Origin of the sequence: Dactylosporangium darangshiense, from assembly GCF_039537565.1 — a bacterium.
In the GTDB taxonomy this organism is placed as follows: Bacteria; Actinomycetota; Actinomycetes; order Mycobacteriales; family Micromonosporaceae; genus Dactylosporangium; species Dactylosporangium darangshiense.
Window position 1 is genome coordinate 64,005 of sequence record NZ_BAABAT010000024.1, and the last position, 25,199, is coordinate 89,203.

24 protein-coding genes are annotated in these 25,199 nt (G+C 71.4%); 19 read left to right on the forward strand and 5 right to left on the reverse strand.

Annotation, left to right across the window (positions count from 1 at the left end; translation table 11 throughout):
• Nucleotides 1-345: 345 nt before the first annotated feature.
• The 14 genes from ABD901_RS34620 (at nucleotide 346) to ABD901_RS34685 (ending at nucleotide 14,005) form a co-directional block, all read left to right on the forward strand.
• Nucleotides 346-1,473, forward strand: a complete 1,128-nt coding sequence (locus ABD901_RS34620; protein ID WP_345133416.1) for a hypothetical protein — start codon at nucleotides 346-348, stop codon at nucleotides 1,471-1,473.
• A complete protein-coding gene (locus ABD901_RS34625; protein ID WP_345133417.1) occupies nucleotides 1,473-1,853 on the forward strand; it encodes a hypothetical protein in 381 nt (126 codons plus the stop codon). Before ABD901_RS34620 ends, ABD901_RS34625 begins: the two co-directional genes overlap by 1 nt.
• Complete coding sequence (locus tag ABD901_RS34630; protein ID WP_345133419.1) at nucleotides 1,850-2,677, forward strand: hypothetical protein; 828 nt, start codon at nucleotides 1,850-1,852, stop codon at nucleotides 2,675-2,677. The genes ABD901_RS34625 and ABD901_RS34630 overlap by 4 nt, the downstream gene beginning before the upstream one ends.
• A gap of 263 nt (nucleotides 2,678-2,940) precedes the next feature.
• On the forward strand, nucleotides 2,941-5,184 hold the full coding sequence (locus ABD901_RS34635) for an ICP22 family protein (RefSeq protein ID WP_345133420.1): 2,244 nt from the start codon (nucleotides 2,941-2,943) through the stop codon (nucleotides 5,182-5,184).
• 53 nt (nucleotides 5,185-5,237) lie between these two features.
• On the forward strand, nucleotides 5,238-6,788 hold the full coding sequence (locus ABD901_RS34640; protein WP_345133422.1) for an SCO6880 family protein: 1,551 nt from the start codon (nucleotides 5,238-5,240) through the stop codon (nucleotides 6,786-6,788).
• The gene (locus ABD901_RS34645; protein WP_345133424.1) at nucleotides 6,785-8,455 is read left to right on the forward strand and encodes a hypothetical protein; all 1,671 of its coding nucleotides are present in this window, start codon (nucleotides 6,785-6,787) and stop codon (nucleotides 8,453-8,455) included. Before ABD901_RS34640 ends, ABD901_RS34645 begins: the two co-directional genes overlap by 4 nt.
• Complete coding sequence (locus ABD901_RS34650) at nucleotides 8,455-10,314, forward strand: type IV secretory system conjugative DNA transfer family protein (protein ID WP_345133426.1); 1,860 nt, start codon at nucleotides 8,455-8,457, stop codon at nucleotides 10,312-10,314. The genes ABD901_RS34645 and ABD901_RS34650 overlap by 1 nt, the downstream gene beginning before the upstream one ends.
• Nucleotides 10,311-11,015: a hypothetical protein gene (locus ABD901_RS34655; RefSeq protein WP_345133428.1), complete on the forward strand. Its 705-nt coding sequence runs from the start codon at nucleotides 10,311-10,313 to the stop codon at nucleotides 11,013-11,015. Before ABD901_RS34650 ends, ABD901_RS34655 begins: the two co-directional genes overlap by 4 nt.
• Nucleotides 11,012-11,329, forward strand: a complete 318-nt coding sequence (locus ABD901_RS34660; RefSeq protein WP_345133430.1) for a hypothetical protein — start codon at nucleotides 11,012-11,014, stop codon at nucleotides 11,327-11,329. The genes ABD901_RS34655 and ABD901_RS34660 overlap by 4 nt, the downstream gene beginning before the upstream one ends.
• On the forward strand, nucleotides 11,329-11,619 hold the full coding sequence (locus ABD901_RS34665; protein ID WP_345133432.1) for a hypothetical protein: 291 nt from the start codon (nucleotides 11,329-11,331) through the stop codon (nucleotides 11,617-11,619). Before ABD901_RS34660 ends, ABD901_RS34665 begins: the two co-directional genes overlap by 1 nt.
• Complete coding sequence (locus tag ABD901_RS34670) at nucleotides 11,616-12,107, forward strand: hypothetical protein (protein ID WP_345133434.1); 492 nt, start codon at nucleotides 11,616-11,618, stop codon at nucleotides 12,105-12,107. Before ABD901_RS34665 ends, ABD901_RS34670 begins: the two co-directional genes overlap by 4 nt.
• Nucleotides 12,104-13,204 (forward strand): C40 family peptidase, encoded by a 1,101-nt coding sequence (locus tag ABD901_RS34675; protein ID WP_345133436.1) that lies wholly within the window; start codon nucleotides 12,104-12,106, stop codon nucleotides 13,202-13,204. The genes ABD901_RS34670 and ABD901_RS34675 overlap by 4 nt, the downstream gene beginning before the upstream one ends.
• Before the next feature lie 185 nt (nucleotides 13,205-13,389).
• Nucleotides 13,390-13,818 carry a hypothetical protein gene (locus ABD901_RS34680; RefSeq protein ID WP_345133438.1) on the forward strand — a complete coding sequence of 143 codons (429 nt, stop codon included), beginning with the start codon at nucleotides 13,390-13,392 and terminating at the stop codon, nucleotides 13,816-13,818.
• A gap of 64 nt (nucleotides 13,819-13,882) precedes the next feature.
• Entirely contained in the window at nucleotides 13,883-14,005 is a 123-nt protein-coding gene (locus tag ABD901_RS34685) for a hypothetical protein (protein WP_345133440.1), read from the forward strand.
• Nucleotides 14,006-14,608: 603 nt separating this feature from the next.
• Here ABD901_RS34685 and ABD901_RS34690 read toward each other — a convergent pair.
• Nucleotides 14,609-15,289, reverse strand: coding sequence for a hypothetical protein (locus ABD901_RS34690; protein ID WP_345133442.1), 681 nt, complete (start codon nucleotides 15,287-15,289; stop codon nucleotides 14,609-14,611).
• 92 nt (nucleotides 15,290-15,381) lie between these two features.
• On the opposite strand from ABD901_RS34690, the gene ABD901_RS34695 reads away from it, so the two are divergent.
• Nucleotides 15,382-15,681, forward strand: coding sequence for a hypothetical protein (locus ABD901_RS34695; RefSeq protein WP_345133444.1), 300 nt, complete (start codon nucleotides 15,382-15,384; stop codon nucleotides 15,679-15,681).
• A complete protein-coding gene (locus ABD901_RS34700; RefSeq protein ID WP_345133446.1) occupies nucleotides 15,678-15,815 on the forward strand; it encodes a hypothetical protein in 138 nt (45 codons plus the stop codon). The genes ABD901_RS34695 and ABD901_RS34700 overlap by 4 nt, the downstream gene beginning before the upstream one ends.
• Before the next feature lie 664 nt (nucleotides 15,816-16,479).
• Here the strand turns inward: ABD901_RS34700 and ABD901_RS34705 are convergent.
• The 3 genes from ABD901_RS34705 to ABD901_RS34715 form a co-directional block, all read right to left on the reverse strand.
• Entirely contained in the window at nucleotides 16,480-16,908 is a 429-nt protein-coding gene (locus ABD901_RS34705; protein WP_345133448.1) for a hypothetical protein, read from the reverse strand.
• Between the two features lie 160 nt (nucleotides 16,909-17,068).
• Nucleotides 17,069-18,460 (reverse strand): IS1380 family transposase, encoded by a 1,392-nt coding sequence (locus ABD901_RS34710; protein WP_345133449.1) that lies wholly within the window; start codon nucleotides 18,458-18,460, stop codon nucleotides 17,069-17,071.
• A gap of 143 nt (nucleotides 18,461-18,603) precedes the next feature.
• Entirely contained in the window at nucleotides 18,604-19,545 is a 942-nt protein-coding gene (locus ABD901_RS34715; protein ID WP_345133451.1) for an IS5 family transposase, read from the reverse strand.
• A 169-nt stretch (nucleotides 19,546-19,714) separates the two neighbouring features.
• Here ABD901_RS34715 and ABD901_RS34720 point away from each other — a divergent pair, with 169 nt between their 5' ends.
• Together ABD901_RS34720 and ABD901_RS34725 are read left to right on the forward strand one after the other, a co-directional pair.
• A complete protein-coding gene (locus ABD901_RS34720) occupies nucleotides 19,715-21,289 on the forward strand; it encodes a DEAD/DEAH box helicase family protein (protein ID WP_345133453.1) in 1,575 nt (524 codons plus the stop codon).
• A complete protein-coding gene (locus ABD901_RS34725; RefSeq protein WP_345133455.1) occupies nucleotides 21,277-22,296 on the forward strand; it encodes a DEAD/DEAH box helicase in 1,020 nt (339 codons plus the stop codon). The genes ABD901_RS34720 and ABD901_RS34725 overlap by 13 nt, the downstream gene beginning before the upstream one ends.
• Here the strand turns inward: ABD901_RS34725 and ABD901_RS34730 are convergent.
• Complete coding sequence (locus ABD901_RS34730; RefSeq protein ID WP_345133457.1) at nucleotides 22,261-22,446, reverse strand: hypothetical protein; 186 nt, start codon at nucleotides 22,444-22,446, stop codon at nucleotides 22,261-22,263. The two genes, ABD901_RS34725 and ABD901_RS34730, sit on opposite strands and share 36 nt — an antisense overlap.
• A gap of 169 nt (nucleotides 22,447-22,615) precedes the next feature.
• Between ABD901_RS34730 and ABD901_RS34735 the strand changes: the two genes are divergently transcribed.
• A complete protein-coding gene (locus ABD901_RS34735) occupies nucleotides 22,616-25,186 on the forward strand; it encodes an NACHT domain-containing protein (protein WP_345133459.1) in 2,571 nt (856 codons plus the stop codon).
• The last annotated feature ends 13 nt before the right edge of the window (nucleotides 25,187-25,199 follow it).

Consider the following 25,199-nt stretch of genomic DNA (forward strand, 5'->3'; position numbering starts at 1 on the left):
GCAGCAGCCACGCGGTTGCTACGGGGGTTCGCGGCCGAACCGGCGCGACGCCACGGCGGCCCGTTCCGTGACGGGTCGTCCCGCGCCGCTTCGCGCCGCCGATCGGCCGGAGCGACCGCGCCGGTGCGGGCCGTGCCTCCCCGGCGGCCCGCACCGGCCGTTGACCGGCGCGCCCTGCTGACACCGCCCCGGGCAGGTCGGCGCCCACCGTGCGGCCGCGGCGTACCACCCACCCCCGTTCGCCGCGGCCTCACACCTGGGCAGCCGGACCGCCCGCGCGTCCCCGGTCGACGCCCACCACGGGCCCGATCCCAGGTGACGTTGCTACCCAACAAGGAGAAACCGGTGCCCGATGTCGTCGCCCCCCGCGCAACCGCCCGGACCGCCGCAGCCCGGTCGTCCTCCGGCGCCGGCAGGCCACGGCAGCCGGGCGCCGTGCTGGCGGGACGGCGCGCGACCGCCGTCCCGCCAGCCGCCGCCCCCGTCCACGCCAACCCGAGCATCGCCGACGCCAGGCCGGTCGCGCTGCCGATCGCCGCCGTTGCCGCGGCGCAGCCGATGGTGCCCCGCGAGTTCGGCGGCGGGCCAACGATCGACCGACTGTGGCAGGCCGCCGCGCAGCTGCCGCCCGGCGGGACGTTGCTGGGCGTCTCCTCGGCCGACGGCGGCGTCGGCCGCTCCACCCTCGTCGCCGCGCTCGGCGGCGTCTTGGCCAGCGCCACCGCGGGCCTGGTCCTAGCCGTCGACGCGACCTGCCGCAGCTGGGGCGGCCTGACCGAACGGGTGCACGACGGTGACCGCACCGTCTGGGACGCCGTCGTCGCCCTGGCCGCCGCCAACGGCCAGCCACACCCTGCCAGCCACGCCGACGCGGACACCGTGCTCGGCTGCACCCGGTCGAGCCCGACCGGGCTGCGTGCGCTGGTCGCCGAACCGTCCCGGACCGCCGCACGCCGTCCGCCGGTGCTGCGCGAGACGACCACCGCTGTGGAACGACTCCGGCCGCTGTTCGCCGCGACGCTGCTGGATCTGCCGGTCGCCGACGTACGGCCGGCCTGGGAGTACCTGGCTGGCGTGAACGTACCGATCTTGGTGGCCCGCGCTGGCGTGGACAGCATCCGACACACCCAACACCTGCTCACCCAGCTGCGCGCAGCCGGTCTGGACCGCATCGCGGACCGCACCGTCGTCGCGGTGGTCGCGACCGCCCCGAGCCCGCCCAGCGACGCGCGGGCCCTGTGCCGGCAGACCGCCGGGCGCGTCGGCGCGCTCGTGCAGGTGCCCTACGACCCGCACCTGGCCCGGGCCGAACCCATCGACCTGCGCCGGACCCGCCGCGCCACCCGCCGAGCGCTGCTCGAACTCGCCGCGGCCTGCCTGGCCCGGCGTCCCACCACCACCGGCGCCGCCATGGAGGCCGCCACCACGGCCAACCAGGCGGCGCCGCCCGAGTCGCAAAGGAGGCCGAGCTGATGTTGTCCAACGCGGGGGCGTGGATCGCGGCAGCGGTGCCGATCACCGGTCCACGGTTGTTGCTCGCCCCGACCCCGGACCCGACCGGCGGCGCCAACCCGGACGGCGGGTTCGACTGGTCCAAGGTCCATCCCGACCCGACCGCCGTGCCCAAGAGCGACCTGTTCTACCAGCTGGCCAACGCCACCCTGTTCCTGGGCATCGTCGCCGCGGTCTGCGGCATCGCGGCCGGAGCGATCGCGTTCAGCGTCGGCCCCATCTTCGGCTCGCACATCATCTCCGACCGTGGCAAGTCGATGATGTGGAAGGCCGGTCTGGTCGCCCTCATCGTCGGGTCCGCCACCAGCGTCATCGCCTGGCTGATCAAGGCTGCGGCGTGAAGCCGGCCAGCTACAAGCCCGCCCACGCCAGCCCATCTGCCGGCCGCCGCGTCGGCGCCGCGCTGCTGCTGGTCGTGCTCCTGCTCGCGGTGGGTGCCGCCACCGACCGGTGGCTGCTGCCTGCCGACAGCGGCGCGGCGAGCAACTCGGGCGGGCCGGGCGCCGGTGGCGGGGTACGACTCGTTGATGGGGTGCCGGTCGGCTACCCGGCCACCGCCCGCGGCGCGGGCGATGCCGCGGCCCGGTTCGAGACCCTCCTGACCGCCGCCGGGACGCTCGAGCACCGGCAGGCCATCGCGCTCGCCGGGCGGCTGTGCACCGCCGACGCGGCCGGCCTCGCCGAGCAGCTCGTCCCGGCCGTGCCCCGCGACGCGGCCACCATCCAGCAGAGCACCACCGTGCGGGTCTGGGCCGCGCACGCCACCGACACCACGACCCTGCCCGTCGGCGTCAAGGTCGACGTCCAGACCTACGTCCTGGTCCTGCTCGGCACCAGCGCCGACCAAGGCGGCGCAGCTAACCCGACGGCGGGCAGCCCGAGCGCCCGCACCACGACCGGGACGCCGGCGGCGACCACACCGGGCGCCACGCTCGCGCCGAGCCCGACCGGCAACCCCAGCACCGCTGACGGGTCGGGTCCAACGCTGGCGGCCGGGTGGCTGGTCCACGACGCCACCATGCAGCTCACCGCCAGCGGCTGGCGGATCGCAGCCATCACCGCTCCGGTGCCGGTCCCGCCGGGCGCCTCCGACGCCGCCGCGCGGCGCGACGGTCAACTCCTGGCGAAGGTCTTCGGCCCGGACAGCTGGGTGCCCTCGACATGACCATCCCCCGCTCGCCCGCATCCAATCGCCACAGCCGCCCCGCTACTGCCCGGGCGGGCCGTCGTCCGCCTGCACAGCCGGCAACGCCGCCCGACACCGATGCCGCTGCCCAGCGGCCCCGCCGCCGTGCCCGCCGCCCGGCCAGACCGGACCGCACTGGTCTGCGACCGGTCTGGTCGGTTACGGGTCCGCGCGCAGCGGCGGGCTGGCGTGGGCCGGCCCGGGCGCTGGCGGTGCTATGCGGTGCCGTCCTGGCAGCCACAGTGCTGCTCGGAGTGCTCAGCCCCGACCCGGCCGCCGCCGACCCGGCCGCCCCGACGAGCTCGCCGACCGTGGCACCGTCCGCGCCAGGACAGGCGCCGGACACGACGGACTGCGCCGGGCAGGCCGCGCCGGACGCCCAGCAACGGTGGTGCCTGCGCTGGATCCACTACACGCCGACACCACCCGACGGGTCGCCGTCGCACTGGCTGACCGGTTGCAGCCTGACCCGCACCGCCGACGAGACCGCCATCTGCCAGGCCGTCACGCTCAGCGTCGAGACACGCCCCGCGGACGGCACCCCGTCGGTCCTCGCCGACGTCTCGGCCGGCACCGCTGCATCGACGGACCTGGTGCACTGCGACCTGTTCACCGCGCGCGCCGTCGACCACCCCGCTGACGCCGCCGCGTGGAACGCACTGCATGACCGGTGCGTCGCCGTCGCGCCCGCGCTGGTGCAGACGCTACGCCCACCGAAGATCATCGGCGGGATCAGCGATTCCTGCGATCCGCTGGACCAGCAGTGCCGCATCGAGAAAGCGCTCAAAGACGCCGTCGCGGCCGGGATCCGCACCGGCATCCAGGGCCTCACCGACTTCTTCGTCCAAGCCGTCGGGTTCATGCTGTCGCAGCTGGCGAAGCTGGTGCTGACCAAGTCGAGCATCGGCGATCCGGACGACGCGTTCTTCTTCAGTTACAACGCCGCCGCCGGGATCCTGCTGGTCCTCGTCTTCCTCTACTTCGGCTGGTCGACGATCATCAACGGGCTGCGGGTGCAGGGCGGCCCGAGCCCAGTCGCCACCCTCGGCGGCCTGGTACGGGCAATCCTGGGCATCACGTTCGCCGGCGGGATCGCCTGGATGATCGCCTCGGCGTGGGACGAGGCCACGAACGCCCTCATCGACCACAACGCCGCCGCCGGCTGGGACGCGTCGCTGTGGCTGACCGCGCTGACCAACCTGTCCGGACCGGCCGGACAGGCCGGCTCCGGGGCGCTCGTACTCCTCGTCGCCCTGTTCGCGCTGCTCGGCCTAGTCCTGCTGTTCATCATCATGCTGTTCCGAGGCCTGCTGACCACCGGCGCGGCCCTGTTCGGTGCCATGGCCATGTCCGGACAGGTGATGCACGAGACCCGGCCCTGGGCCCGCACCTGGTTTTGGACCGTCAACGCGCTCGCCGCGTCCAAGTTCTTCATCGTGCTGCTGTGGATCTACGGCAGCCGCGCCGCGTACGGGTCCAACGACCTGACCACCATGCTCCAGGCGCTGCTGCTGATCTGGCTGATGGTGCTGTGCCCGGGCGTGATGCTCCGCCTGATGTCGATCTTTGACGCGTACCTGTCGGACGTCAACAGCCGGGCCCTGGTCGGCGCCGCCGCAGCCGGTATCGGTGACCTGGCCAGCCTGGGCGCAGACGCCGCGATGCGCCACCTTGGCGGCCGTGCCGGGCAAGGCGGGGGCGGTGATGCCGCGGAGATCATGGACGCCAACGTCGCCGACATGCCCGCCGAACCCGACGACGGCGGCGAGCCCGCGGATGAGACCGGCGAGGGTTCCGCGGAGGGCCCGGAGCAGCACACCGGCCAGGGCGACGGTACCGACCTCACCGATGGTGCGGCGCAGGCGACCGGTCTCGAACCGGGCCTGGTCGACGAGGCGGCGCAGGCGGTGGAGACCGGGCAGGACGGCGGTCGCCCCGGTGATCCGAGCCAGCCCGGCGGTCCGGCCGACGGCGCCGCCGCTGGCGGCGAGCCGGGCGACGAAACGTCGGTCGGCGAGCCGAACGCCGGCGAGGCCGCCGATGTCGAGGCGGCCGCCGATAGTGCCCGCCACGACGTCGGCTCCGGTGAGCTGACGCCACCGGGGCAGACCGGCGCGAGCGGCGCGCTGCCCGTGCGCCCGGACGCGGTCGCGGACTCGGCCCAGGGCGATGGTGCCGTCCCGACCGGCATCAGCCCGGCCGGCGAGGTCGGCGATGGGAGCGGCGCGACCCAGGGGACCGAGGGCGGGGCGGCGGACGGCGCGCAGCCCGGTCCGGACTCGGTGGGCCTCGGCCCGGCTGGCGGGCCGCCCTCCGATCTGGGCGATGGGCCGGACGCCGGCAGCGGCGGTCAGCCACCCGAACCACCCGATTCCGGCCCCGGCCCCACGGGTGGCGCGCCGTCCGGCGGCGGCCCAGTCCCGGCCGGTGGTGGCGGGGGCGCCGCGGGCGGCACGGCGGCGGAGGCCGCGGTGGTCGCCGTATAGGCCGGGCGCCACGCGCGTAGCTGTCCGCCCATTTTCGAGATGACGGGGGATCGATGTCAGTCCGGTTCACATTTCCACCTCGCAGCACCCGCGGGGCGGTGCTCGGGTTCACCTGGTCGCAGATCGGCGGCGTGGTTGTCGGCCTGATCTGCGCGATGATCGGTGTCAACCTGATCGCCGCCGGCCGTACCTGGCTCGCGGCCGCCATGTTCGTCGCGGCGGTGCTGCTCATCGTCCTGGCGTTGCTGCGGCTGAAAGGCCGCCGGATCACCGAGTGGCTGCCCGTCGTCGCCGGCGCGTTGGTGCAGCGGGCGACCCGGCAGGACCGCTACCGCGGGGCCGTGTTCGCCGCCAACGGTGGCGACCTGCTCGACCTGCCCGGCGCGGCGGCCGGGTACCGGTGGCTGACTGCGGTTGCCGCTGACGGCGTGACGCAGGTCGGGCTGCTGCACCACCGCACCGAGCGGACCGTCACCGCCGCGCTGGCGTGCACCGGCCACAACTTCGTCCTCGCCGACCCCGACGAGCAGACCCGCCGCCTGACCGACTGGGCCCAGGCGCTGAACATCCTCGGGTCCGAGTACGCCGACTCGGGGCTGGTGCGGTGGTCGCTGACGACCCGCACCGTGCCGGACACCGGCAACCGCGCCCAGCGGTACCTCGCCACCCGGGCAGTGGAAACCGAAAGCGTCGCCTACCGCTCCCTCGCTGAGCTCACTGCAACCGCAGCCCCGTCCGGGCAACGCCACGACACGTTCCTCGTCGTCGTGTTCGACATCGCCCGGCTGTCCGGGGAGATCGCCGCGGCCGGCGGCACCGACACCGCGATCGGGGTGGTGATCCTCGAGCGGCTCGCCGGAATCGCCGCCACCGTTGCCGAGGCCGGCGTCACCACCCACGGCTGGCTCAGCCTGCGCCGGTACGCGGCGGTGCTGCGCACCGCCTGGGATCCAGCCGACCAGGAAGCCGTCGACCTGCGCGGCGGCCTCGCCGCCCCCACACCGACCGCTGACCCGGCCGCGGCGGGCAAGGCCGGTGGCGTCGAGCCAGGCGTCGAACCACGACTGGCCGGGCCGACCGCCGTGGAGACGCTCGGCTGGGACACCTACCGGCACGACTCCGGGCTATCCCGCACGCTGTGGGTGGCGCAGATGCCGCGGCAGCCGGTCGGCGGGACCTGGCTCACCCCGCTCTACACCCGGGCCACCGGCCGGCGCACCGTCACCCTCACCGCCCAGCCTGTCCCGGCCGCGCTCGCGCAGCTCGCCGCCCGCCGCGACCAGGTCGCCACCGCCGGCGACGAGGTCACCAAACGCAAACTGCGCCTCGTGCGGACCGCCCGCGAAGACGAAGAGGCCAAGGCAGTGCGCCAGATCGACCGCGAACAAGCCGCCGGACACGTCCGCTACCGCTACCAGCTACTGGTCACCGTCACCACGGACACCCCCGACGAGCTCGATCGGCACACCCGCGCCGCCAAACGCGTCCTGTCCCGCGCCGGCTGCGAAGCCGTCGTGTTGTACGGCGAGCAAGACCAGGCGTTCGCCGCCGGGGCGCTGCCGCTCGGCCGCGGCCTCAAGCCGCTGCGCGGATGGTCGGCATGACCCGCCACCGCCGCCCCCCGACGCCGCGGCCACGCCGCGAAGGGTCACTCCGCGAGCTCATCACCACCCAGACCCAGGCCCGCGACGCCGCCCGCGCGCTGGAGGCGGCCCGCCGCGAACAGGCCGCGCTCGCCGCGCAGGAGGCCAAACTCACCGGCCCGCCGCCAGTCGGGCGGCGCGGCGGATACGGGCCGGCGGCAGGCAGGGTCGGGTGGCTGCTGCGGCTGCCGCCGCTGGTCAGCACATCAGCCCAGCTGTGCAGCGTGTTCCCGTTCGTCACCGACGGCGGCCTGCCCGTCGACGGCCCGCTCGTCGGCACCGAGGTCTACTCCCGCAGCGGGTTCACCTTCAGCCTGCACGAGCTCTACCGGGCGAAGCTGCTGACGGCGCCGAACATGGTCGTCACCGGCCGGATCGGCACCGCGAAGTCGTCATTGTTGAAGACCCTGGCCTTCCGGGGGGTGCCGTTCGGGCAGCGGTTCTACGTCACCGACATCCGCTCCGAATACAGCGCCCTTGCGCGGCTGTGCGGGATCACCCCGCTGCGGATCGGGCCCGGCCGCGGCGTCGTCATGAACCCCCTCGCCGGGATCCGCCGCGACCCGGGCATGCCGGTACCGCAGTGGCTGCAGGTCCAGCGCAGCCGCCGGCTGCTCCTGCTGGAAGGGCTGCTGGAGATCCAGCTCGGCGGGCCGCTGAGCGAGGCGGAACGCTCCCTCGTCGAATACGCCGTCGACGCCGTCGTCCGCGCCGACGACGGCACCGGCCCCGACCGGCAGGGCACCCCCACCCTGTCGTTGGTCCTGGCGGCGATGGGCGAACCGGTCCGCTGGCAGCACCGCCTGCGCGACCTCGCCTATCCGCTCGACACGTTCATCGCCGACTCCCGCCGGGTCCGGCTCGCCCTCGAGCGATTGATCCGTGGGGCGCTCGGCGGCACGTTCGACGGCGACGACACCACCACCTTCGCCCGGCTCGACTTCAATCAGCCCGGCGCGGTGCTCGACCTGGCCGACATCCGCACCTCCGACCAGCTCACCGCCATGGCGACGACCTGCGCCCAGTCCTGGCTGGAAGCCGAACTGTCGCGGCCCGACGCCGGCGCCCGGCTGTGCATCTACGACGAGTTCGCGCTCATCGCCCGGCACCTGCCGCTCATCCGCAGGATGCGGGAACAGCTCAAACTCGCCCGGGCGCTCGGCATCGGCAACGCGCTTGGCTTCCACCGCTTCTCCGACCTGGCCGCGATCGGCGACGGCGATAGCGAAGCCGTCCGCATCGCCCGGGGCCTCATCGAAGACTCCGGCGTGCGGATTTCGTACGGCCAGGAGCCAGGCTCCCTCGAAGCGGCGCGCGAGTTCCTCGGCGCCACGGACACCGAAACCAACCTGCTGCCCCTGTTCCGCCAAGGCGTCGCCCTGTGGAAGATCGGTACCCGCTCGTACGTCGTGCGCCACCAGCTGTCCTCCATCGAGAAGGCCATGGTCCACACCGACAGCCAGATGGAGGCCCTCCCCGACACCGATGAGCACGCCAGCGACGCCGAGTCCCGCATCGAAGCCGCGTTCACCGGCCACGTCGCCCGACCAGCCACCACCACCCGCTCAGCCGCCGTTGGTGCCGACGCCGGCGCAAGTGTGGCCGTCACCAGCAGGCGGGCCGAGTGATGCGCCGCCCACCGCTGTCCGCGCCCGGCCACGGCATGCCCCGCCAGGGGCTACCCCGAGCCGACCTCATCGTGCGGGTCGCGATGATCGCCTTCCTCGCCGTCGTCACCGCCACCCTCATGTGGACACTGTGGCTCGCCGGGCAACTCGGCGGACTCCTCACCCACGCAACTTGGCCCGACAGCACCCCAGGCGACGCGCTCGGGATCGCGCTGCGCCTCGCCGGGCACCTGCACCATCCGTCCGACGCTTGGCCTGCCGAGGCCCGCATTGACCAGCCACCACTGTGGCTGCTGTATCCACTGTGGACGCTGCTGCTCATGCACCATCTGGCCAGCGAGGCCGGCGCGGTCTGGCTGGCGCTGCGGCACCGGCGCCGCGCCGGGTTCGCCCGTCACGACGACGCAAACAAGCTGCTGTCCGCCGAGGCGGTGCTCGGCCGGGCCGACATCGTCCGGCCCGGCCTGACCATACGCGATCGGGACACCCTGCAGGCCATCGCGGCGAAGAACGCCCGGCGCGGCGACCCACACGAAGTCGGCCGGCTTCTCGGCCACGACGCCGTCACCGGCGACCCGCTCTACCTCGCCAACGAATACACGCTGCTGGCCACGGCGGTCGCCCGGTTCGGGAACAAGACCACCCGCTATGTAATCCCGCGCGTGCTCGACGCCCGCGGCGCGGTCATCTCCACCAGCACCCGACTCGACGTCGCCAGCGTCACCTTCGAGCACCGGGCCCGGATCGGCCCCACGCACATCTTCGAACCACAGGGCGAAATCCCGGGTGTACCGAGGATGCGGTGGTCGCCGATCGAAGGCGCCGATGATCCCATCGTCGCGATGCTGCGCGCGCAGGGCTTCGCGTCCGGGTCCGGGGTCGGCGCCGACAACGTCGAGAACGGTAAATACTTCCAGGACCAGGCCGCCAGCCTCATCCGCGGCTTCCTGCGCGCCGCCGCGCTCGACGAGCACGCCACGATGGTCGACGTCCTCGCCTGGAGCCAGAACCCCTCCAACGCCCGGCCGGAACGGATGCTGCGCCACCACGGCGTGCACAGCTGGGCCGACCGCCTCGCCCGGCACCGCGAAACCACCGGCCGCGCCCGCGACACCATCCAATCCGTCGTATCCGGCGCGCTCGACGCTTTCAACGACCCCCGGGTATTGGCCGCGTGCTCGCCGCCGCGGGGGCAGCAGTTCAACCCGGTCGACTGGCTCGCCCAGTCCGGCACCCTCTACCTGGTCGGCACCCGCGACGCCCAGGCCCTCATCGCGCCGCTCCTCACCGCCGTCATCGAAGACCTGCTCTACCAGGCGAAACGGATCGCGCTCACTGCCCCTGGCGGGCGAATCGAACCGTGCCTGTACTTCGTTGGCGACGAGATCGCCAACGTCGCCCCGCTCGGCTCGCTGCCGTCGCTGATGACCGAGGGCGGCGGTTCCGGCATTGCCGTCGACGTCTACTGCCAGAACACTCAGCAGCTTCTTGAACGCTGGGGCGACAAGGCCGGCCGGGCCATCGACGCGTCCGCGAACGCCCGGCTGCTCATCGGCGGATCCTCCGACGTGCAGGGTCTCCGCGACGCCCAAGCGCTCGCCGGGCAGGTCCAAGAAGTCTCCTCCTCGCACTCGTGGGGCGGCGGCCGCGCCTCGGTGTCCGAAAGCGTCCGCCGCGAACACCTCATCGACCTCGCCGACCTGCGCACCTTGCCGGAAGGCCGCGCGCTCGCCCTCGTCGGCAACCTCCCCCCGATCGAAATCGCCGTGCCGGCCTGGTACGAGCGACGCGACGCCGCCGAGCGCACTGCCGACCGCGACCGTTTCCAGGCCCGAATCGCCAAGGCAGCCGCAGCATGAGCACACCACCGCACCAGCCCGACCCCGTCGAGGCGACGCAGCCCGCCGACCCGCGCGGAACACCGAACGACCCCACCACCATCATCGGGGAGTCTGGCGACGCGTTGGAAACGATCGCGCTGCTCACTGACGGCCTTGCCGAACTCCACGACACCGTCGCAGCCCTCGCCGAGGACCACTTCCGGCTCCGTGACGAGATCCGCGCGGCTGGCGGGCCCGCCAATCGTTCCGGCGCGCCGGCCGACCTGCGCTGGCATCGCCTCGACCGGTCCACCGCCGCCACCTTGTGGGTCTGGCTCATCGATTGGGTCGGCTGGCTCGTCGCCCGCTACGAACTCACCGAGGAACTCCCGGCCTGCTGGCACCAGCACCCAGCCCTCGTCGACGAACTCGCCGCCCTCGCCGCTGCCTGGCACGGCGCCTACGATCCGCGCGCCGCCGGTGACGCCCCGCTGCGCTGGCTCGAAGCGTTCGCCCGCACCCGCGCCCGCATCCGCGACTGGGATGAACCGACACGGTGCCGCAACGGCGATCACCACCCCCGCCGCATCGACCTGCAGTGGCGGCCCAGCTGGCGTGACGCCGCCCTCGACACCGCCGAAGCCGACGGCCGGTCCCGCCCGCTGCCCGCCTTCAGCCCCACCCCGGCCGGATCGCAGGGCGCGGATGGCACGCCATCCGCTGGCGGTGACGAGACATGACCAGGCCAGCACCGGTCACCAGCGAGACCACCTGGGCCGCACTCGTGCAGGAGGCCCGTATCGCCAACCGCGACATCCGAGCGACCGCGACGTGGACCCACGACCGGATCGAAACCTACCGCAACGCCCGCGACGAAGCCCGGCAGAAGGCAGACCAGACCGGACCGAAGGAGAACGCCATGAACGAGGAAGAACTCCGCGCAGAGCGTGAGCGCGGCCTCATCGAGCAGATCGCCGCCGAGGAACGGGAGCTCGAAGAGTCCTACGAACAGGACCGTGCCCGCGCCGCGCAGGCACCGGACCTGGACGCCTAATGCCTGCGGCCACCGCTCCGCGAACGCCGAACGCCCGCCACGGCACCGACCGGCGAGCGCCACACACCGGCCCGGCCACCGGCGCCGCGGACCACCACAGCGCTGTTGACTGGCTCGACCGGCACGCCGCTGAGATCACCCGCCAAGCCCGCCGAGCGGTCGCCGCCGTCCCGGAGCAGCGCACCGCCGCCCTCGCCGACCTGCGGCGCACCGTCCACCACCTCGGCCGGCTGCTCGACAAGGCGGTCGACGGCTGGCCGCCGCCACCCGCACCCGACGAGGCGCCATGATCCGCACCCGTATCGCCACGCTCCTCGCGCTGCTGATCACCGGCACGGCCGGCTGCAGCAGCCCCACCACCCACACCGGCAACCCATCAACGACCAGCCGACCGGCAACCGGAAACCCGGCACAGACCACCCACACGATCGCGGCGGTCCCAGCCTCGGCCGACCCGGCCGCGACGATTGCGGCCGTCCGATTCGTCGCCCTCTGGGCCCGCCCGAACCTCGATCCGCCCACCTGGCTCGCCGCCGTCACCCCCGCGGCGACACCCCGCTACGCCGCCCTCCTGGCCACCGTCGACCCAGCCCGCGTCCCGGCCGGGTCGTCGGCAACCGCGACCGCGGCCGGTCCGTCGGATGCAGTGGTGCTCACCGCCACCCCGGACAGCGCGGTCCTCGTCGTCTCCGTGCGCGGCGGCACCGTCCAGGTCACCGTCATCCGTACCGGCGGCCGCTGGCTCGTCGACGACGTCCAACCCGGAGCCCCGGCATGAGCCGCCGCACCAGCAGCCGATGGATCATCGTCACGCTCGGGGCCGTCGCTGCCGTCGTCATCGGCTGTGGCGCCCTGGCCGCGATCCTCACCCCCGACACCGCCTACGCCTGCGCCACGACCATCGGCGACACCACCACGTCCGGCGACCCGACGACCTCGGACGGCCCCGCCGGCGGGCGGCAGGTCGGGCGGTGGGACGCAGAGCAGGTCGGCAACGCCGCGACGATCGTCGCCGTCGGCGCCGCCCACGCCATCACCACCCGCGGCAAGGTCATCGCCGTCGCCACCGCGATGACGGAATCGTCGCTGCGCAACACCCCGAACCCCACCGACCACGACTCCGTCGGTCTCTTCCAGCAACGCCCCAGCCAAGGGTGGGGCACGGCCGAGCAACTCCTCGACCCCCGCTATGCCGCCAGCAGGTTCTACGACAAACTCGTCACGGTCCCAAGCTGGGACCAGCTGCCCATCGCCCAGGCCGCGCAAGCAGTCCAGCGTTCCGGCTACCCGGACCGGTACGCGCAGTTCGAGGACGACGCCTCCCAGGTCGTCGCCGCCGTCGGCGGCGACCCCGGCGGGCAGCTCGGCGTCACCGACCTCACCTGCGCCATCGACGGCGGCGACGGCGACACCGGCGGCGGCAATGGACCCGGCCTCCCCGATGGATTCACCCTCCCCGCCGACACCCCACCCGCCGTCGTCACCGCGATCGGCTGGGCCCTGCAGCAGCTCGGCACCCCATACCACTACGGCGGCGACTGCACAGCCGCCCACTCGGGCATCCCCGCCCACCAATGCGACTGCTCGTCCCTTATGCAAGGCGCCTACCGCGCCGCCGGAATCAGCATCCCCCGCACCACCGGCGAACAAGTCAACGCCGGCACGGCCGTTCCCTCACTCGACGCCATCCGCGCCGGCGACCTCGTGCTCATCCCCGGAAGCCAAGGCACTCGGACACGCCCCGGCCACGTCGGCATGTACATCGGCCAAGGACTCATCGTCCAGGCCCCACACACAGGCGACGTCGTCAAGATCAGCAAGTTGGCGGCATGGTCGGCGCAGGTCGCAGCCATCAGGCGGATCGTTGAAGATTAATTTCAGTGTAGGTTCTCAAATAACATGGCCCATTTTCAAAAGAGATGTCCACGTTCTGTCCCATGGGACATATCGATGAGAAGCTACTCCGGCGCGTCGGGTCCACAGTGGATCCCCGGTGGGAGCAGGCGTGTCGGGTGGTGATGGCGGAGTTGGTCCCGGCGTCGACCCCGACCACGAGCGCGTTGCTGCAGCTGGTCGACGCCCGGCTGGACGAGCAGTACGGCGCCGGGGTCGTTCCCCGGCCGTCACCGGCGACCGCGTACCGGCAGCTGACCCGGCTGGCCAAGGGCACCAACGCGGTGCGGGGCAGCGCGAAGGGGCGCCGCTCGATCGCGGACCGTCCGAAGGGGGTGTACGGGCGGCTGCGGGCGACCCGGCCGGGCGAATACGTCATCCTGGACACCCAAAGCCTGGACGTGTTCGCGATGGAGCCGGTGACCTGCCGGTTGCTGCCCTGCCAGTCTCATGAGACATCTCGTTTGACGCGCGCCTCGATAGGGAATTCCGCAGACATCTCAATGAAGGAGGCCGTATGGAGACGTCCGCTAGCATCGGGCGTAATTCCCAACAGCCGCCACGCCCACGCGTGGCAGTGCGCGCTGCAGCGCTGACTGCAAGGAGGCGAGCCTAATGGCTCGCGTCGGTCGCTACGGGATCCCAGGGTTCGTATGGTCCTTGATCTGGGTCGTCGTCTGCATCTTGGTGATCATCCTGTTGGCGCTGCTCGTTTACCGCCTCGGCGGCGCCTCGCTCACGATCAAGCTCGGCCACTTCCACCTAGACATCGGGGTCACCTGACCTGCCAGATCGTCGACACTCAGGCGTCGGTACCGCACCAGGTTGCGGTACCGACGACCGTTGACTGACTCGATGTGGGCAGCCGTGCGGATCATTTCGACGGCGGTGGGCGAACCGGTGGCCAAGCGTCGAGGCGGCGAGCCTCGACGAGCGCACGCCGTCACAGGTCGCGCGCCATTACCCGAGGTGAATCGGTGACGCGATGTGCGCCGGGGCCGGGTGATCGTTCGGCGGCCTGCATCCGCAGCTGCTCACGGAAGGCCCGCAGCTCGGCGGTCAGCCCACCGCCCTGCACATACCTCGCCCAGACGGCACACCGCGCAAGGCCAATCACACCGGCCCGACTCTCTGACGCCACGCCGCCTGATCTGGGTCATGCGACGCCGCGAACCGCTACCGGCAACGCCACGATCAACCCAACCCACCGCAGCGTTTCCGTCAACCCTGCCCAACCATCCTGGCCCCATCGACTGCGCCAGCCTCTGCTCCGAAGAAATGGACAGATCGCTGAGAACAACGGTCGGGACAAAACGCTGAGAAACGCGACGCAGCCCCAAATCAGCGGCGTTCAGCGGGACAACAAGAACGAGAACCTACATTCAGCTAGACCCATTCGACGAAGGCATCGTCGAGGTGCAGGCGCAGGAATGCGCCGAATGTGTACGGACGGATCGTCGGCGGCAGTACCACAACATGGCGGTCCGGCGGCGGCATAACAGGGTCTTCTGGGTTCGGGCGCCGCAAGAGGTTCGGTCGGAAGCTAACGAAGGCATACTGTACGCGCCCGGTCAGCAACGCCAACTTGGCGAGATCGTGACCCTCCCGAGAAGTGGGGCGCGTCTTCACCTCGATGGCGAGATGGTTGGCATAGAGACCATCATCATCCAGCCGACGATGGTAGATCAGGTCAGGCACGATCTTGCGGCGAAAGTGCCCACCGGGACCTCGTCCTGCGAAGGCTTTCGGATCGTGCCCGGCGCGCTCGTACTCCATGTCAAGTCGGAATCCTGCGGGATTCGGTAGGCGGCCCAGCTCGGAGTCGAGATAGATCATCAGTCGGGCAGCGACAACCCTCTCCGTCGTTTGTTCAAGATCTTGGTCTTCGCGCCGAAGCCTCCCGACGGCCGACTTCAGCGCTGCATCGAGCTGTGACCGTGTTGGCTCAGGCGGGGGCACGAGGTACAGGCTATCCGGCGAGAGGTCCAGGCACAGCCCCGGACACCACTCCGTGGACGTGACCCACAGCCACCGGACGGTGCGGAACATCCCCTGGTTCGGATACATGCACTCCGCCAGTATTGTAATTGACCATTGTTGCATCAGATGCAACATTCGCAAGGCGCGGAAACTGTTGCAGAGCAATGGTTTCGCTGGGTTTGACTGCTTCGGGCGCGGTGTACCTGGTGCTGCCGGCTGGTGTTGTGCAGCTCAACCCGGAGCGCGCGGTGTTCGACGGCATGCTGGAGGGCTGGTGGCGGCAGCAGCGGTCATGGTTGTCGCGGGAGGCCACGATCAAGCCGAGGCTGGCGTTGGTCCGCCGGTTCGCCGAGTTCACCGGCTTGTATCCGTGGCAGTCGCGCCAGGTGTGGCCGGCATTCCATCCGCCCGCCGACGATGTGGCCGATCCCGCGGGTCCTCGAGGACTCGCCGGCCGCCGGACCGCCTGGCCGTCGTGACCGGGCTCAACGAGGTGACCCTGCTGCTCCGGCTGGCGGCGCCCGGCCCGGACGCCGGCGCCGCTGCTTGCCCACCCCGCACTCTGAAGGAGAGCCGCGTGATCGGCACCATCGACGAGGAGGTCCGTGCGTAGAAGAACGAGGACTACCGGAGAAGCTGGCCGTACCTGTGCACGACGGTGAACTGCGGCGCGGCGCTCGCCGACTCCCGCAGCTGAGCGGGTGTTTCGGGCCGGGCTCGTTTCCATCGACGATGGCGGTTGCCCGGCCCGCTAACATCGGGGGCCGTTGGGGAGCGGCTGATTGATCGGAGCCGGGGTTGACGCGACAGGCGGACGCGAGACGAGCGCAGGTACTCGAGTTCTGGCAGACAGTGGAGATGTTCAGCCCGCAGAAGGTGGAGAAGGTCGACCGCGAGCAGCTGGTGTTCGCCGTCCGGTCTGGCCAGCCGCTCCCGTGGGAGCCGGGCCACGAGCTGGCCCGGCGGGCGCTGCGGCCGAACCAGGCGTGGCGGCACGTCGTCTACTTGGGGATTTACCGCCTCGAAGAGGTGTTCGACGTGCTTTCGCGGGTGCTGGAACCGGACCCGGACAGCTACGACGAACGCCCGGGCGGGGAGAGCGCCGTCGCCGCGTTCGTCGTCGGCGAGGACGGGTGCGCCGTCCTGGGCTCGGAGGTCCTCTCCAGCTGTGCGTGGGCCACCGGCCGGGTGCTGAGCGAAGGGCCCGGAGTGGACTGGGTGTCGCGGTTTCAGGACGCCTCGATGGCGTTCGGCGAGGCGTGGCGCGAGGTGGTCACCTACGAGCCGGCGGGGTCGCAGGATGACGGCTTGGACTGGACACCGCGCGTGCTCGACGGCGACGACCTCGGCGAGTGCCTGGCCGCGGCGGGCACCGGCGCCGCGCTGTCGTGCGCGGAGATCCGCATCAGCAGCCAGGTCGTGGCCCGCCGGACCGCCGACAACGTGAGCGGACACGAGTTCCTCAACAGCTTCATCGTGAGCGACCTGGCCCTGGTGGCCGAGCAGACCGCGAAGGGGAACATCGGCACCGCGCTGCGCGAGTATCTGCGTTCCGAGGCCGAGATCCCGGTCGCCGGGCGGGTCGACGTGCGTGACCGGATCGACCGGGTGTTCGCGGCGACGGCCCCGGACGCGGTGCCGGCCGGCCGCTGGCCCAGCGATCCGCAGCACGCGTTGGCGCTGAGCCAGCAGCTGGCGGTGAACACCGCCTTAGCCTGGATCCACCGATTGACCCTGGTGTGCACGTGTCGCCGGGTATTGCATCGATGCATGCTGATTGAGGTGGTCGGTGGGTGTGGTGGACCTGCCGGGCGGTCCGGCGTCCTCCGTGGCGGTGGTCGGGCCCGGGTGGGCGGTTGGCCGGGGTCAGGCTGTGGCGGGTGGTGCGTGGACTCGGTCGAAGAGGGTCTGCCAGGGCTGCTGCCAGGGCCAGTGGGCGGGCAGGTGCAGGATGAGGCGGCGGGCGCGGTGGGCCAGCCGGGCCGGGATGGTGATCAGTTGCCGGCGGATGGTGGCGGCCCGGGCGGTGGCGTAGCGGGGGCTGGTCAGGCAGCCGGCGGCGCGCAGCAGGTTGTGGCTCATCGCGGCCAGACTCAGCCAGGCGGCGTTGGCGGCGAACCGGCCCGAGGGCAGATGCGCGAGGGGTCCGTCGATGAGGTCGGCGAAGACCTGCTCGACGACGGCGTGACCGCGGTGGGTCAGATCAGCGTCCACGGTGGACTCGGTGGTGTCGGTGAGGAAGGTGTGATACCGCCACAACGGGAACAACGCCTCCTGGCCTTCGGGGGCGGGGTTGCGTTCCTTGACCCGGCGAACGACGAGGCGGGCGGTGACCTTGTGGCGGGTGGTCTCGAACGCGGTGTAGACCGTTTCGGCGACCTCGGCCTCGGAGATCCAGCATCCGGTGTCCTCGTCGAACACGGCACCGGGGTAACGCACCGGCGTCCACGCCTGCTCGTCGATGCCGGCGATCGCGGCGCGGAGCTTGGGGTTGGACTGCAGGGTGAGCGAGAAGTTCGCCCCGGCCTTGCGGCAGGCGGTGGCCACCGGGCCGGAGCCGAACGCCGAGTCGGCGCGGACCAGGACCCGGCCGGTGGCGCCGCACGCCCGCGCGGTGGCGATCGCCTGCCGTACGAGGGATGCCGCGCCGCGGGCGGAGCCTGCGTTGCCGCCACGCAGCCGGGTCGCGGCGATCACCGGCGCCGCCGCGGCGGTGCTGATCGTGGCGACCAGCGGGGACAGGCCACGCAGTCGTACGCTGTAGCCGCCGACCTTGGCGTGGCCGAACCCGGCGCCCTGCTTGGCGTGGCCGTAGACCCGCCGCAGCAACGAATCCACGTCGACGTACGCCTGCCTCGCCGCGTCGGGCAGCAGCGGCGCGCGCACAGCGAGGGCGGTCAGCAGGTCCCGGGCCGCGGCCTCCACCTGCAGGGCGTGGCCCCAGGTGAAGAACCGCAGGAACGAACCCAGCGTCGAGGGCGCGTACACCCCTGCGAACAGCGTGGCCATCCCGCCGTGCCGCAACACGTCCAGGTCGTCGATGCTGTCCGCGCCCGCAGCCATCCCGGCCACGACCGCGGCGGCCTTGCCGCCCGGGTTCGACCCCGTGGACAGGTCCGGACGCACCCGAGCCCCGACCAGCCCGGCCAGATCAACCTGCTCGGCCAGGCCCATCACCGGAACCAGCCCAGCACACGACACCAGATTCGCCTCGTCGAACACCACGTCCACCGCGCGGCGAGCATGCAACAATCGCACCTACGAGATGCCCTCTCGACCGGGGTCATGGAAGCGTAGAGAACCCCCATCCTTCCAGGTCAGAGGGCATTTCTCATACCCTCTCATCGCACAACGTCACCGTTGGTCGGTGGATCGAGGCTTAGTGCCTGTTGGTAAAGGGTCTACGTGAGTGTTGGCGTGGGGCTGACTCGTGGGCGTGGTTGGCCCCATCGTCGTTGTAGGGGTGGGTCGGTGGATCGGCGGGCGAGGCGTCTGGTCATGATCCAGATGGTGGCCCAGTAGACCATGGCTTCGTGGTGGTCGGGACGGCGTTCGTAGTCACGGGCCAGACGTCGGTAGCGCAGGAGCCAGGCGAGGCTGCGTTCCACGACCCATCGGCGGGGCAGCACGGTGAAGACGTGCGCTTCGGTGCGTTTGACTACCTGCACGGTGATGCGGGCGACCGCGTGGGCCCAGGCGGTGAAGGCCTTGCCGTCGTAGCCGGCGTCCGCCCAGAGCAGCCGCAGTCGGGTGCAGGTGTTGAGCAGGGTGATGATGAGCAGTTTCGCCCCGGCTCGGTCGCCGATGTTCGCGGCCGTGACGACGGCGGCGAGGAGGAAGCCTTCGGTGTCCACGGCGATGTGCCGTTTCCGGCCGTTGATCTTCTTGCCGTTGTCGAAGCCGCGGGTGGTGGCACCGACGGTATCGGCGGCCTTGACCGACTGGGAGTCCATGATCGCCGCGGTCGGCTGGACCTCGCGTCCGACGCCGGTGCGCAGCCTGGCTCGGAGCCGGTCGACCAGGAGCTGTGGCAGACCGCGCTGGCTCCAGCGCTGGAAGAATGCGTACACCGCTTCCCAGGGCGGGAAGTCCATCGGCAGTGCCCGCCACTCGATACCGTTGCGCACGACGTAGCCGACCGCGTCGAGCACCGCGCGCAGGTCGTGCACCATCGGGCGGCCGGTGGCCCGGCGCAGTTGGTCCATCACCTGCCGCGCGTGCGGTTGCAGGATCTTCCACTGCGCATCGGTCAGGTCGGAGGGATAGCGGCGGACCCGGTCACGACACAGACAACCGGGACAGGTGGTACTGGCGCCGAGCGCGTCGAGCAGATATGAAGACATCCGCGGGCTTTTGGTGAAGGGGTTTGGCTAGTCACCTCCTCTGCTACCAAAGGCCCGTCTTCCATCTCCGCAGGACACGCCGAACGTTGATCAAGCCGACACCAACACGGTCAGCGACCTGCCCGACCCCTTTACCAACAGGCACTTAGGCCTTACCGGCGCCGGGATCATGGGGGTCAACGGGCCGCCCGGGACCGGCAAGACCACGATGCTGCGCGACCTCATCGCCGCGCTCGTGGCGGAACGGGCCCGGCGGCTGGCCGCGCTGCCCGACCCGCGGCAGGCGTTCACCGGCCGGCAGCTGCGGTGGAAGACCGGCCAGTACAACCGCGTCGTCAACGTCTGGCGGTCGGACCTGGCCGGCTTCGAGGTCGTGGTCGCCTCGGCGAACAACGGCGCGGTGCAGAACGTCACCGACGAGATCCCGGCCGCCGCCGCGATCGCCGAGTTCTGGCGGGAGCAGGCAGCCGCGGTGGACTACTTTCCCGCGATCGCCGGTGCGCTGCTGGCGCCGGAACCGGAGGCCCGGACGCCCTCGCCGGGCGCCGCGCCGTCACCGCCCGGGGCCTGGGCGCTGGTGGCGGCCCGACTGGGCAACAAGGCCAACCGCGGCCGGTTCGTCAACACGTTCTGGTACCACACCCCGGACGAGCAGGACGAAGACGCCTGGTCCGGGCTGCTGTCCGTGCTCAAGACCTACGAGCAGACCGCGCCGGAGCGGCCATGGTCCGAGGCCGTGGCCGACTTCCGCGCCGCCGAGTCCCGGGTGGAGGCCATCCGCGCCAAGCGGTCCGATGCGTACCGCGCGGTCGAGGAGCGGGCCGAGCTCGATCGCGAGCTGGCCCGCCTGGCCGCGGCGGTGCCGGCCGCCGCCGAACGGGTCGAGACCGCCCGCGGGCGGCGCGACGTCGCGGTCCGCGTCGAGCGCGAGCGGACGGAGGAGGCCGAGCGCATCGCGCAGGAGCGCCGGCTCGAGGCCGAGCGGGTCGCCCGGCGCCGCCGCGACGCCGCCGAGCGGATCGCCGGCGAGCGCCAGGCCGAGGCCGAGCGGATCGTCAGCGGGCGCCGGGCCAACGCCGAGCGGTCCGTGCGATCGTGGGAGGCCGAGCTTGGCCGGCGCTGGCAGGCCCGCGCCGCGCACCAGCAGTCCCGGCCGGGGTGGTGGGAGTGGCTGCGGACCTTGGGCGCGGCGAACGGGCGCTGGTCGCGGCAGGACAAGTGGCTGGATACTGAGGTGCACGCCGCCCGGCGCGAGCTGGACGCGGCGCAGGCCGGGCTGGACGCGGCCCAACGTGAGGTGGACACGGCCCGGCGCGCCGTGGCGGACGCCGAGCGCGACCTGGCCGCGGTGACGCGCCTGCTGGCCGATGGGGTGCCCACCCCGAACGTCACCCACGAACCCCTGCTGGCCGCGCGCCGGGAACTGGCCCGCGCCGACCAGGAGGTCACCGCGGCCGCCCGGGCCCTGGCCGCGGCCGAGTCCGCCGGCACGCCGCCCGAGGCCGGCTCGCCGCCCTCGACGACCGGCTTGCCGGGTTCGCAGCCGCCCTGGGCAAGCACTATCCGGACACCGCCTGGTGGGCCGATCGTGAGCGCCGCGAGCCGGCCGCGCTGTGGACGGACCCGGAGTGGAACACCGCCCGCAGCGACCTGTTCCTCGCCGCCCTCACGCTGCACAAGGCGTTCCTGCGGCACGCGGCCACCGAGCTGCGCCGTAACCTGCAGGCGGCTATGGACGTCGTGAGCGGCGACGCGCCCCGCGACATCGCCGAGGACGCGGCGCTGGCCGCGTGGCAGAGCCTGTTCTTCGTCGTGCCCGTGGTCTCCACCACCTTCGCCTCTTACGCCCGGCTGTTCGGCCACCTGGGCAAGGAGGCGCTGGGCTGGCTGCTCATCGACGAGGCCGGCCAGGCGACTCCACAGAACGCCGTCGGGGCGCTGTGGCGAACCCGCCGCGCCGTCGTGGTGGGCGACCCCCTGCAGCTGGAGCCCATCACCACGCTGCCGTTCCGGGCCGAACAGGCCATCCGCACCGAGCTCGGCGTCGACGAGCAGTGGCTGACCAGCCGCACCTCCGTGCAACGCCTGGCCGACCGCCTCACCCCGCTGGGCACCCACCTTCCCGCCGACGGCGACACGACCTGGGTCGGCGTCCCGCTCACCGTGCACCGGCGCTGCGACCGGCCCATGTTCGACATCGTCAACACCATCGCCTACGACGGCCTCATGATCAACGGCACCGGGGACGCGGCTCGCGAACGCTTCAACGCCAGGTATCCGACGCTGCCCGAGTCCAAGTGGATCGACGTCGTCGGCGCCACCGCGCAGGGCCACTGGATCCCGGATGAGGGCCGCCAGCTGGACCGGATCCTCCGCGCGCTCGCCGACCTCGGCCTCGACATGTCCGAGGTGATGGTCATCGGACCGTTCCGCGACATCGCCCGCCAGATCGGCGGCCAGGCCCGGCGGTATCCGGCCCTGACCGCCGGCACCGTCCACACCGCCCAAGGCAAGCAGGCCGACGTGGTCGTCCTGGTGCTCGGTGGCAACCCGGCCCGCCCCGGCGCCCGCCGGTGGGCCGCGAGCCGCCCGAACCTGCTCAACGTCGCCGTCAGCCGGGCCAAGCGCCGCCTCTACGTCATCGGCAACCGGGAAGCGTGGTCGTCGCAGCGGTACTTCAAGACCCTGGCCGCCGACCTGCCGTCCACAAGCGCGTCACATGACGTACGTCAGGCCGATCCAGAAGACTAGGACGGCGGCGGCCAGCAGCCCGCTAAGCCTGGTGCCCATGACGATGAGCGCCGGTGCGATCCGAACCCGCTCGCGCAGCAGCAGCAGATACACGCCGATGGCGCCGACGTAGGCCATCACAGCGAGGTGTAGCACGACCAGGAACGTCACCGCGACGAAGACGGCCGCGCCGACGCTGGCAGCGCCCGATCGCTGGCGGCGTCGCGCAAGCGGACGGCTCGCGCCAGCAAGGCGCCACGATAGCCGTAAGCTGCCGTAGCCGAAGCGACAGCTCCGGATCACCGATGGCTGCCTGACCGGCGACGTGGACGGAGGGACCATGGCCCGCCTCAGCAATGCCGCCGTATATGGGCTCGTGGTTGGTGGCCTTGCTGACGCCTCTGTCGCTGCGCTGGTCAACCTCTACACCGCCGATCTTGCCGTCTCGCTCGGGGTGCTTGCCGGCGGTGCAGTGGTGGTCGGGATCGTGGTCCGCTACGTGAATGCGGTGCAGCAACAACGTGAAGCCGATCGTGATCGACAGGGACTGCTCGCGCGTATCCGGGCGCTCGTGCCGTTCTCCCCACGGCTGCGCAGCCGGACCGTCGCCTTGGACCTTGCCGACCGGCAGAATGCCGCCCGCCGCCAAGTCAGATTGCAACCGAGCGTCGGTCCGGAGCGGCTGCCGATGGTGCTGACCTGGATGGCGGGCCTTGACGAACCGACCGTGGACGTTCCGCCCGGCAGCGTGCGCATCCTGGTGGCCCCGATGGGGGCGGGCAAGACGGAGCAGGCGGCCCGCTGGTGGGAGGAGTGGCTGCGCATCGCTCGTACGGATCCAGAGGTGGACATCCCGATTTGGCTGCCGGCTCGCGAGGTTGGAGCCAGCCTCGAAAGTGCGGTTGTCGCAGCACTCGGACGGGATCCCCACCGTCCCTGCCGCGTCGTTATTGACGACCTTGACAGTATTGGGTACCAGGACGCCGACTACATGCTCAACCAAGGTCGGCAGTTGGTCCGGGTCTGGCCCAATCTGGCGGTTCTGGCGACCTCTCGGCTAGGCGTTGTGGCGGGGAGCGACGAGACCCTCAGTGTGGCGCCGTGGCCGGAACAGCGCGGCGCCGAGCTCGTCCGACTGGTCCTCGGCACGGAACTCCCACGGAACATCTGGACGCATGAGACGACCGAGCTGCTGACCAGCCCGCTGCTGGCGCACGCCCTCGCCGTCCGGCTCGGCACTGGGCAGGGCGGTACCGTTTCACGGCCTGCTCTGCTGGCCGGATTGGCTCGCTCGATCATCGAGCGCCGACGACTCGGTCCGGCAATGGCGCAGACATGGCAGGACCTTGCGCGGCTGGCCTGCCGCGTCCTCGACAGCCCCGCACCAGTCTCAGCGATATCGTTCGGCAACGAGGCGCAGGTGTGGCGGCTCACGGAGACTGACCTCGTTGTCAACGCGGACGGGGTACTGAGATTCGCTCTGCCGGTCTTCGAACAGCACTTTGGCGCGCAGGCAATCACCGAGGGCATCGTGGCGTTGGACGTTGCCGCGAGCGCTGACATGTTTCCCAGGTGGCGGTATGCGATCGCATTCGCGATCGCGACTGCTGATCTTGTTCAGGGCGAGGGGCTCATGGTCAGACTTGCCCAGACGAACCCTGCCGCAGCCTCGTGGGTGCTGGACGAGGTGGCAGGGCAACGCACTTCGAGCGTCGACGTTGCGATCAGTAGCAGCGCCGACGTCCTTGCCGTTATTGGCGCGAGCCAGCCATCGGGCCCCCAAGCCGCCGCCAGCGGTGCGGCGGTAGTCGCCGGTGGCTGGCTTCGCGAGGCGCAGCAAGCACTCCTGGACGGCCTGCAACCGCTCGCGCCTCGGCTTGCTCGGTATCGGGCCGACAAGCTCACGCAGTGGGGCGTCTTTCTCCAGGGAGACTGGATCACCGTCGCAGAATCGCGCGAAAGTACACCGCCGCCGGAGGTGGTTGAACTCCCCGACAGCGAGCCTGAGATCACAATTGCGGCGGGCTGGAACCGACGGCAGCAGTTCTCGTTCCCCCATGGCCACCTCGGCCGGTGGCATTGGGCGCGAGGCAAGCTGCGAGTTCCGCTCGCCGAGATGATCCGCCGTGGCGTGCTGCCAGTGCCCTCGACATCCAGACTCGCCGCCGAACGGCTGTGGTTGCTGGCCCAACTTGCGACGCGAGGCGGCACCAACTGGCTTGTCGACACCATCGCGCTCGAAACGCTCCGGCAGAAGGTCGCCGAGATGATGGTGACCGTCAACGGCGCCGTCAGCGCGCGCTGGGACATGAGTGGGCACGTTGTAGAGTCGGCCGACGTCCGGTGGCTGGAGGCAGAACTCGCGGCGCAGACCGGATCGGAACTGACCCGGCCTTGGCCGTCCCCCGACCTACATCACAACACGCGGAAATGGGCTTGGGAGGGGTACTCGCCGGAACTGACGCACAGCATCCTCACCGCGGTCATTCACGATGCGATCGTCGGATACCGGGAACTTGTCGAGCTCAACTTCCCCCGCTTCGGTGCCGCACTGGGCCTGTACGGCATCTTGCCGGTCGACGTTGAGGGCATCGTCACGCGGTACGACGACGACCACGCCGACCAAGATAACGAGTTGCTGTTCGTGCTGAAGCCACGCGGTCGCGGGAAGCGGTCAGACACTCCACACGTTGCCCTCGAACTGGCGACGGACCGCGGTAAAGATCGGCGCTGGCAGTTGATTCAGTCGGAACCCGACCGGCCACGTTCCGTGTTTGCGCCAAACACGAGCAGCAACGGAAGTATTCCGCTGTACCGGAATCGGCCCGCCACCACCCTGGCGTATGAGTGGCTCGTCCAGGATCTGCAGGTCATCGGCTGGACTGGTCACGACACGCGTTTTCGTGACTAGCAACGCGATGGTG

Coding starts and splice junctions, on each gene's coding strand:
- ABD901_RS34625 (WP_345133417.1), top strand. CDS start 1,473: ATGTTGTCCAACGCGGGGGCGTGGATCGCGGCAGCGGTGCCGATCACC.
- ABD901_RS34640 (WP_345133422.1), top strand. CDS start 5,238: ATGTCAGTCCGGTTCACATTTCCACCTCGCAGCACCCGCGGGGCGGTG.
- ABD901_RS34645 (WP_345133424.1), top strand. CDS start 6,785: ATGACCCGCCACCGCCGCCCCCCGACGCCGCGGCCACGCCGCGAAGGG.
- ABD901_RS34650 (WP_345133426.1), top strand. CDS start 8,455: ATGCGCCGCCCACCGCTGTCCGCGCCCGGCCACGGCATGCCCCGCCAG.
- ABD901_RS34655 (WP_345133428.1), top strand. CDS start 10,311: ATGAGCACACCACCGCACCAGCCCGACCCCGTCGAGGCGACGCAGCCC.
- ABD901_RS34660 (WP_345133430.1), top strand. CDS start 11,012: ATGACCAGGCCAGCACCGGTCACCAGCGAGACCACCTGGGCCGCACTC.
- ABD901_RS34665 (WP_345133432.1), top strand. CDS start 11,329: ATGCCTGCGGCCACCGCTCCGCGAACGCCGAACGCCCGCCACGGCACC.
- ABD901_RS34670 (WP_345133434.1), top strand. CDS start 11,616: ATGATCCGCACCCGTATCGCCACGCTCCTCGCGCTGCTGATCACCGGC.
- ABD901_RS34675 (WP_345133436.1), top strand. CDS start 12,104: ATGAGCCGCCGCACCAGCAGCCGATGGATCATCGTCACGCTCGGGGCC.
- ABD901_RS34690 (WP_345133442.1), bottom strand. CDS start 15,289: ATGTATCCGAACCAGGGGATGTTCCGCACCGTCCGGTGGCTGTGGGTC.
- ABD901_RS34715 (WP_345133451.1), bottom strand. CDS start 19,545: ATGTCTTCATATCTGCTCGACGCGCTCGGCGCCAGTACCACCTGTCCC.
- ABD901_RS34720 (WP_345133453.1), top strand. CDS start 19,715: ATGGGGGTCAACGGGCCGCCCGGGACCGGCAAGACCACGATGCTGCGC.
- ABD901_RS34725 (WP_345133455.1), top strand. CDS start 21,277: ATGGACGTCGTGAGCGGCGACGCGCCCCGCGACATCGCCGAGGACGCG.
- ABD901_RS34735 (WP_345133459.1), top strand. CDS start 22,616: ATGGCCCGCCTCAGCAATGCCGCCGTATATGGGCTCGTGGTTGGTGGC.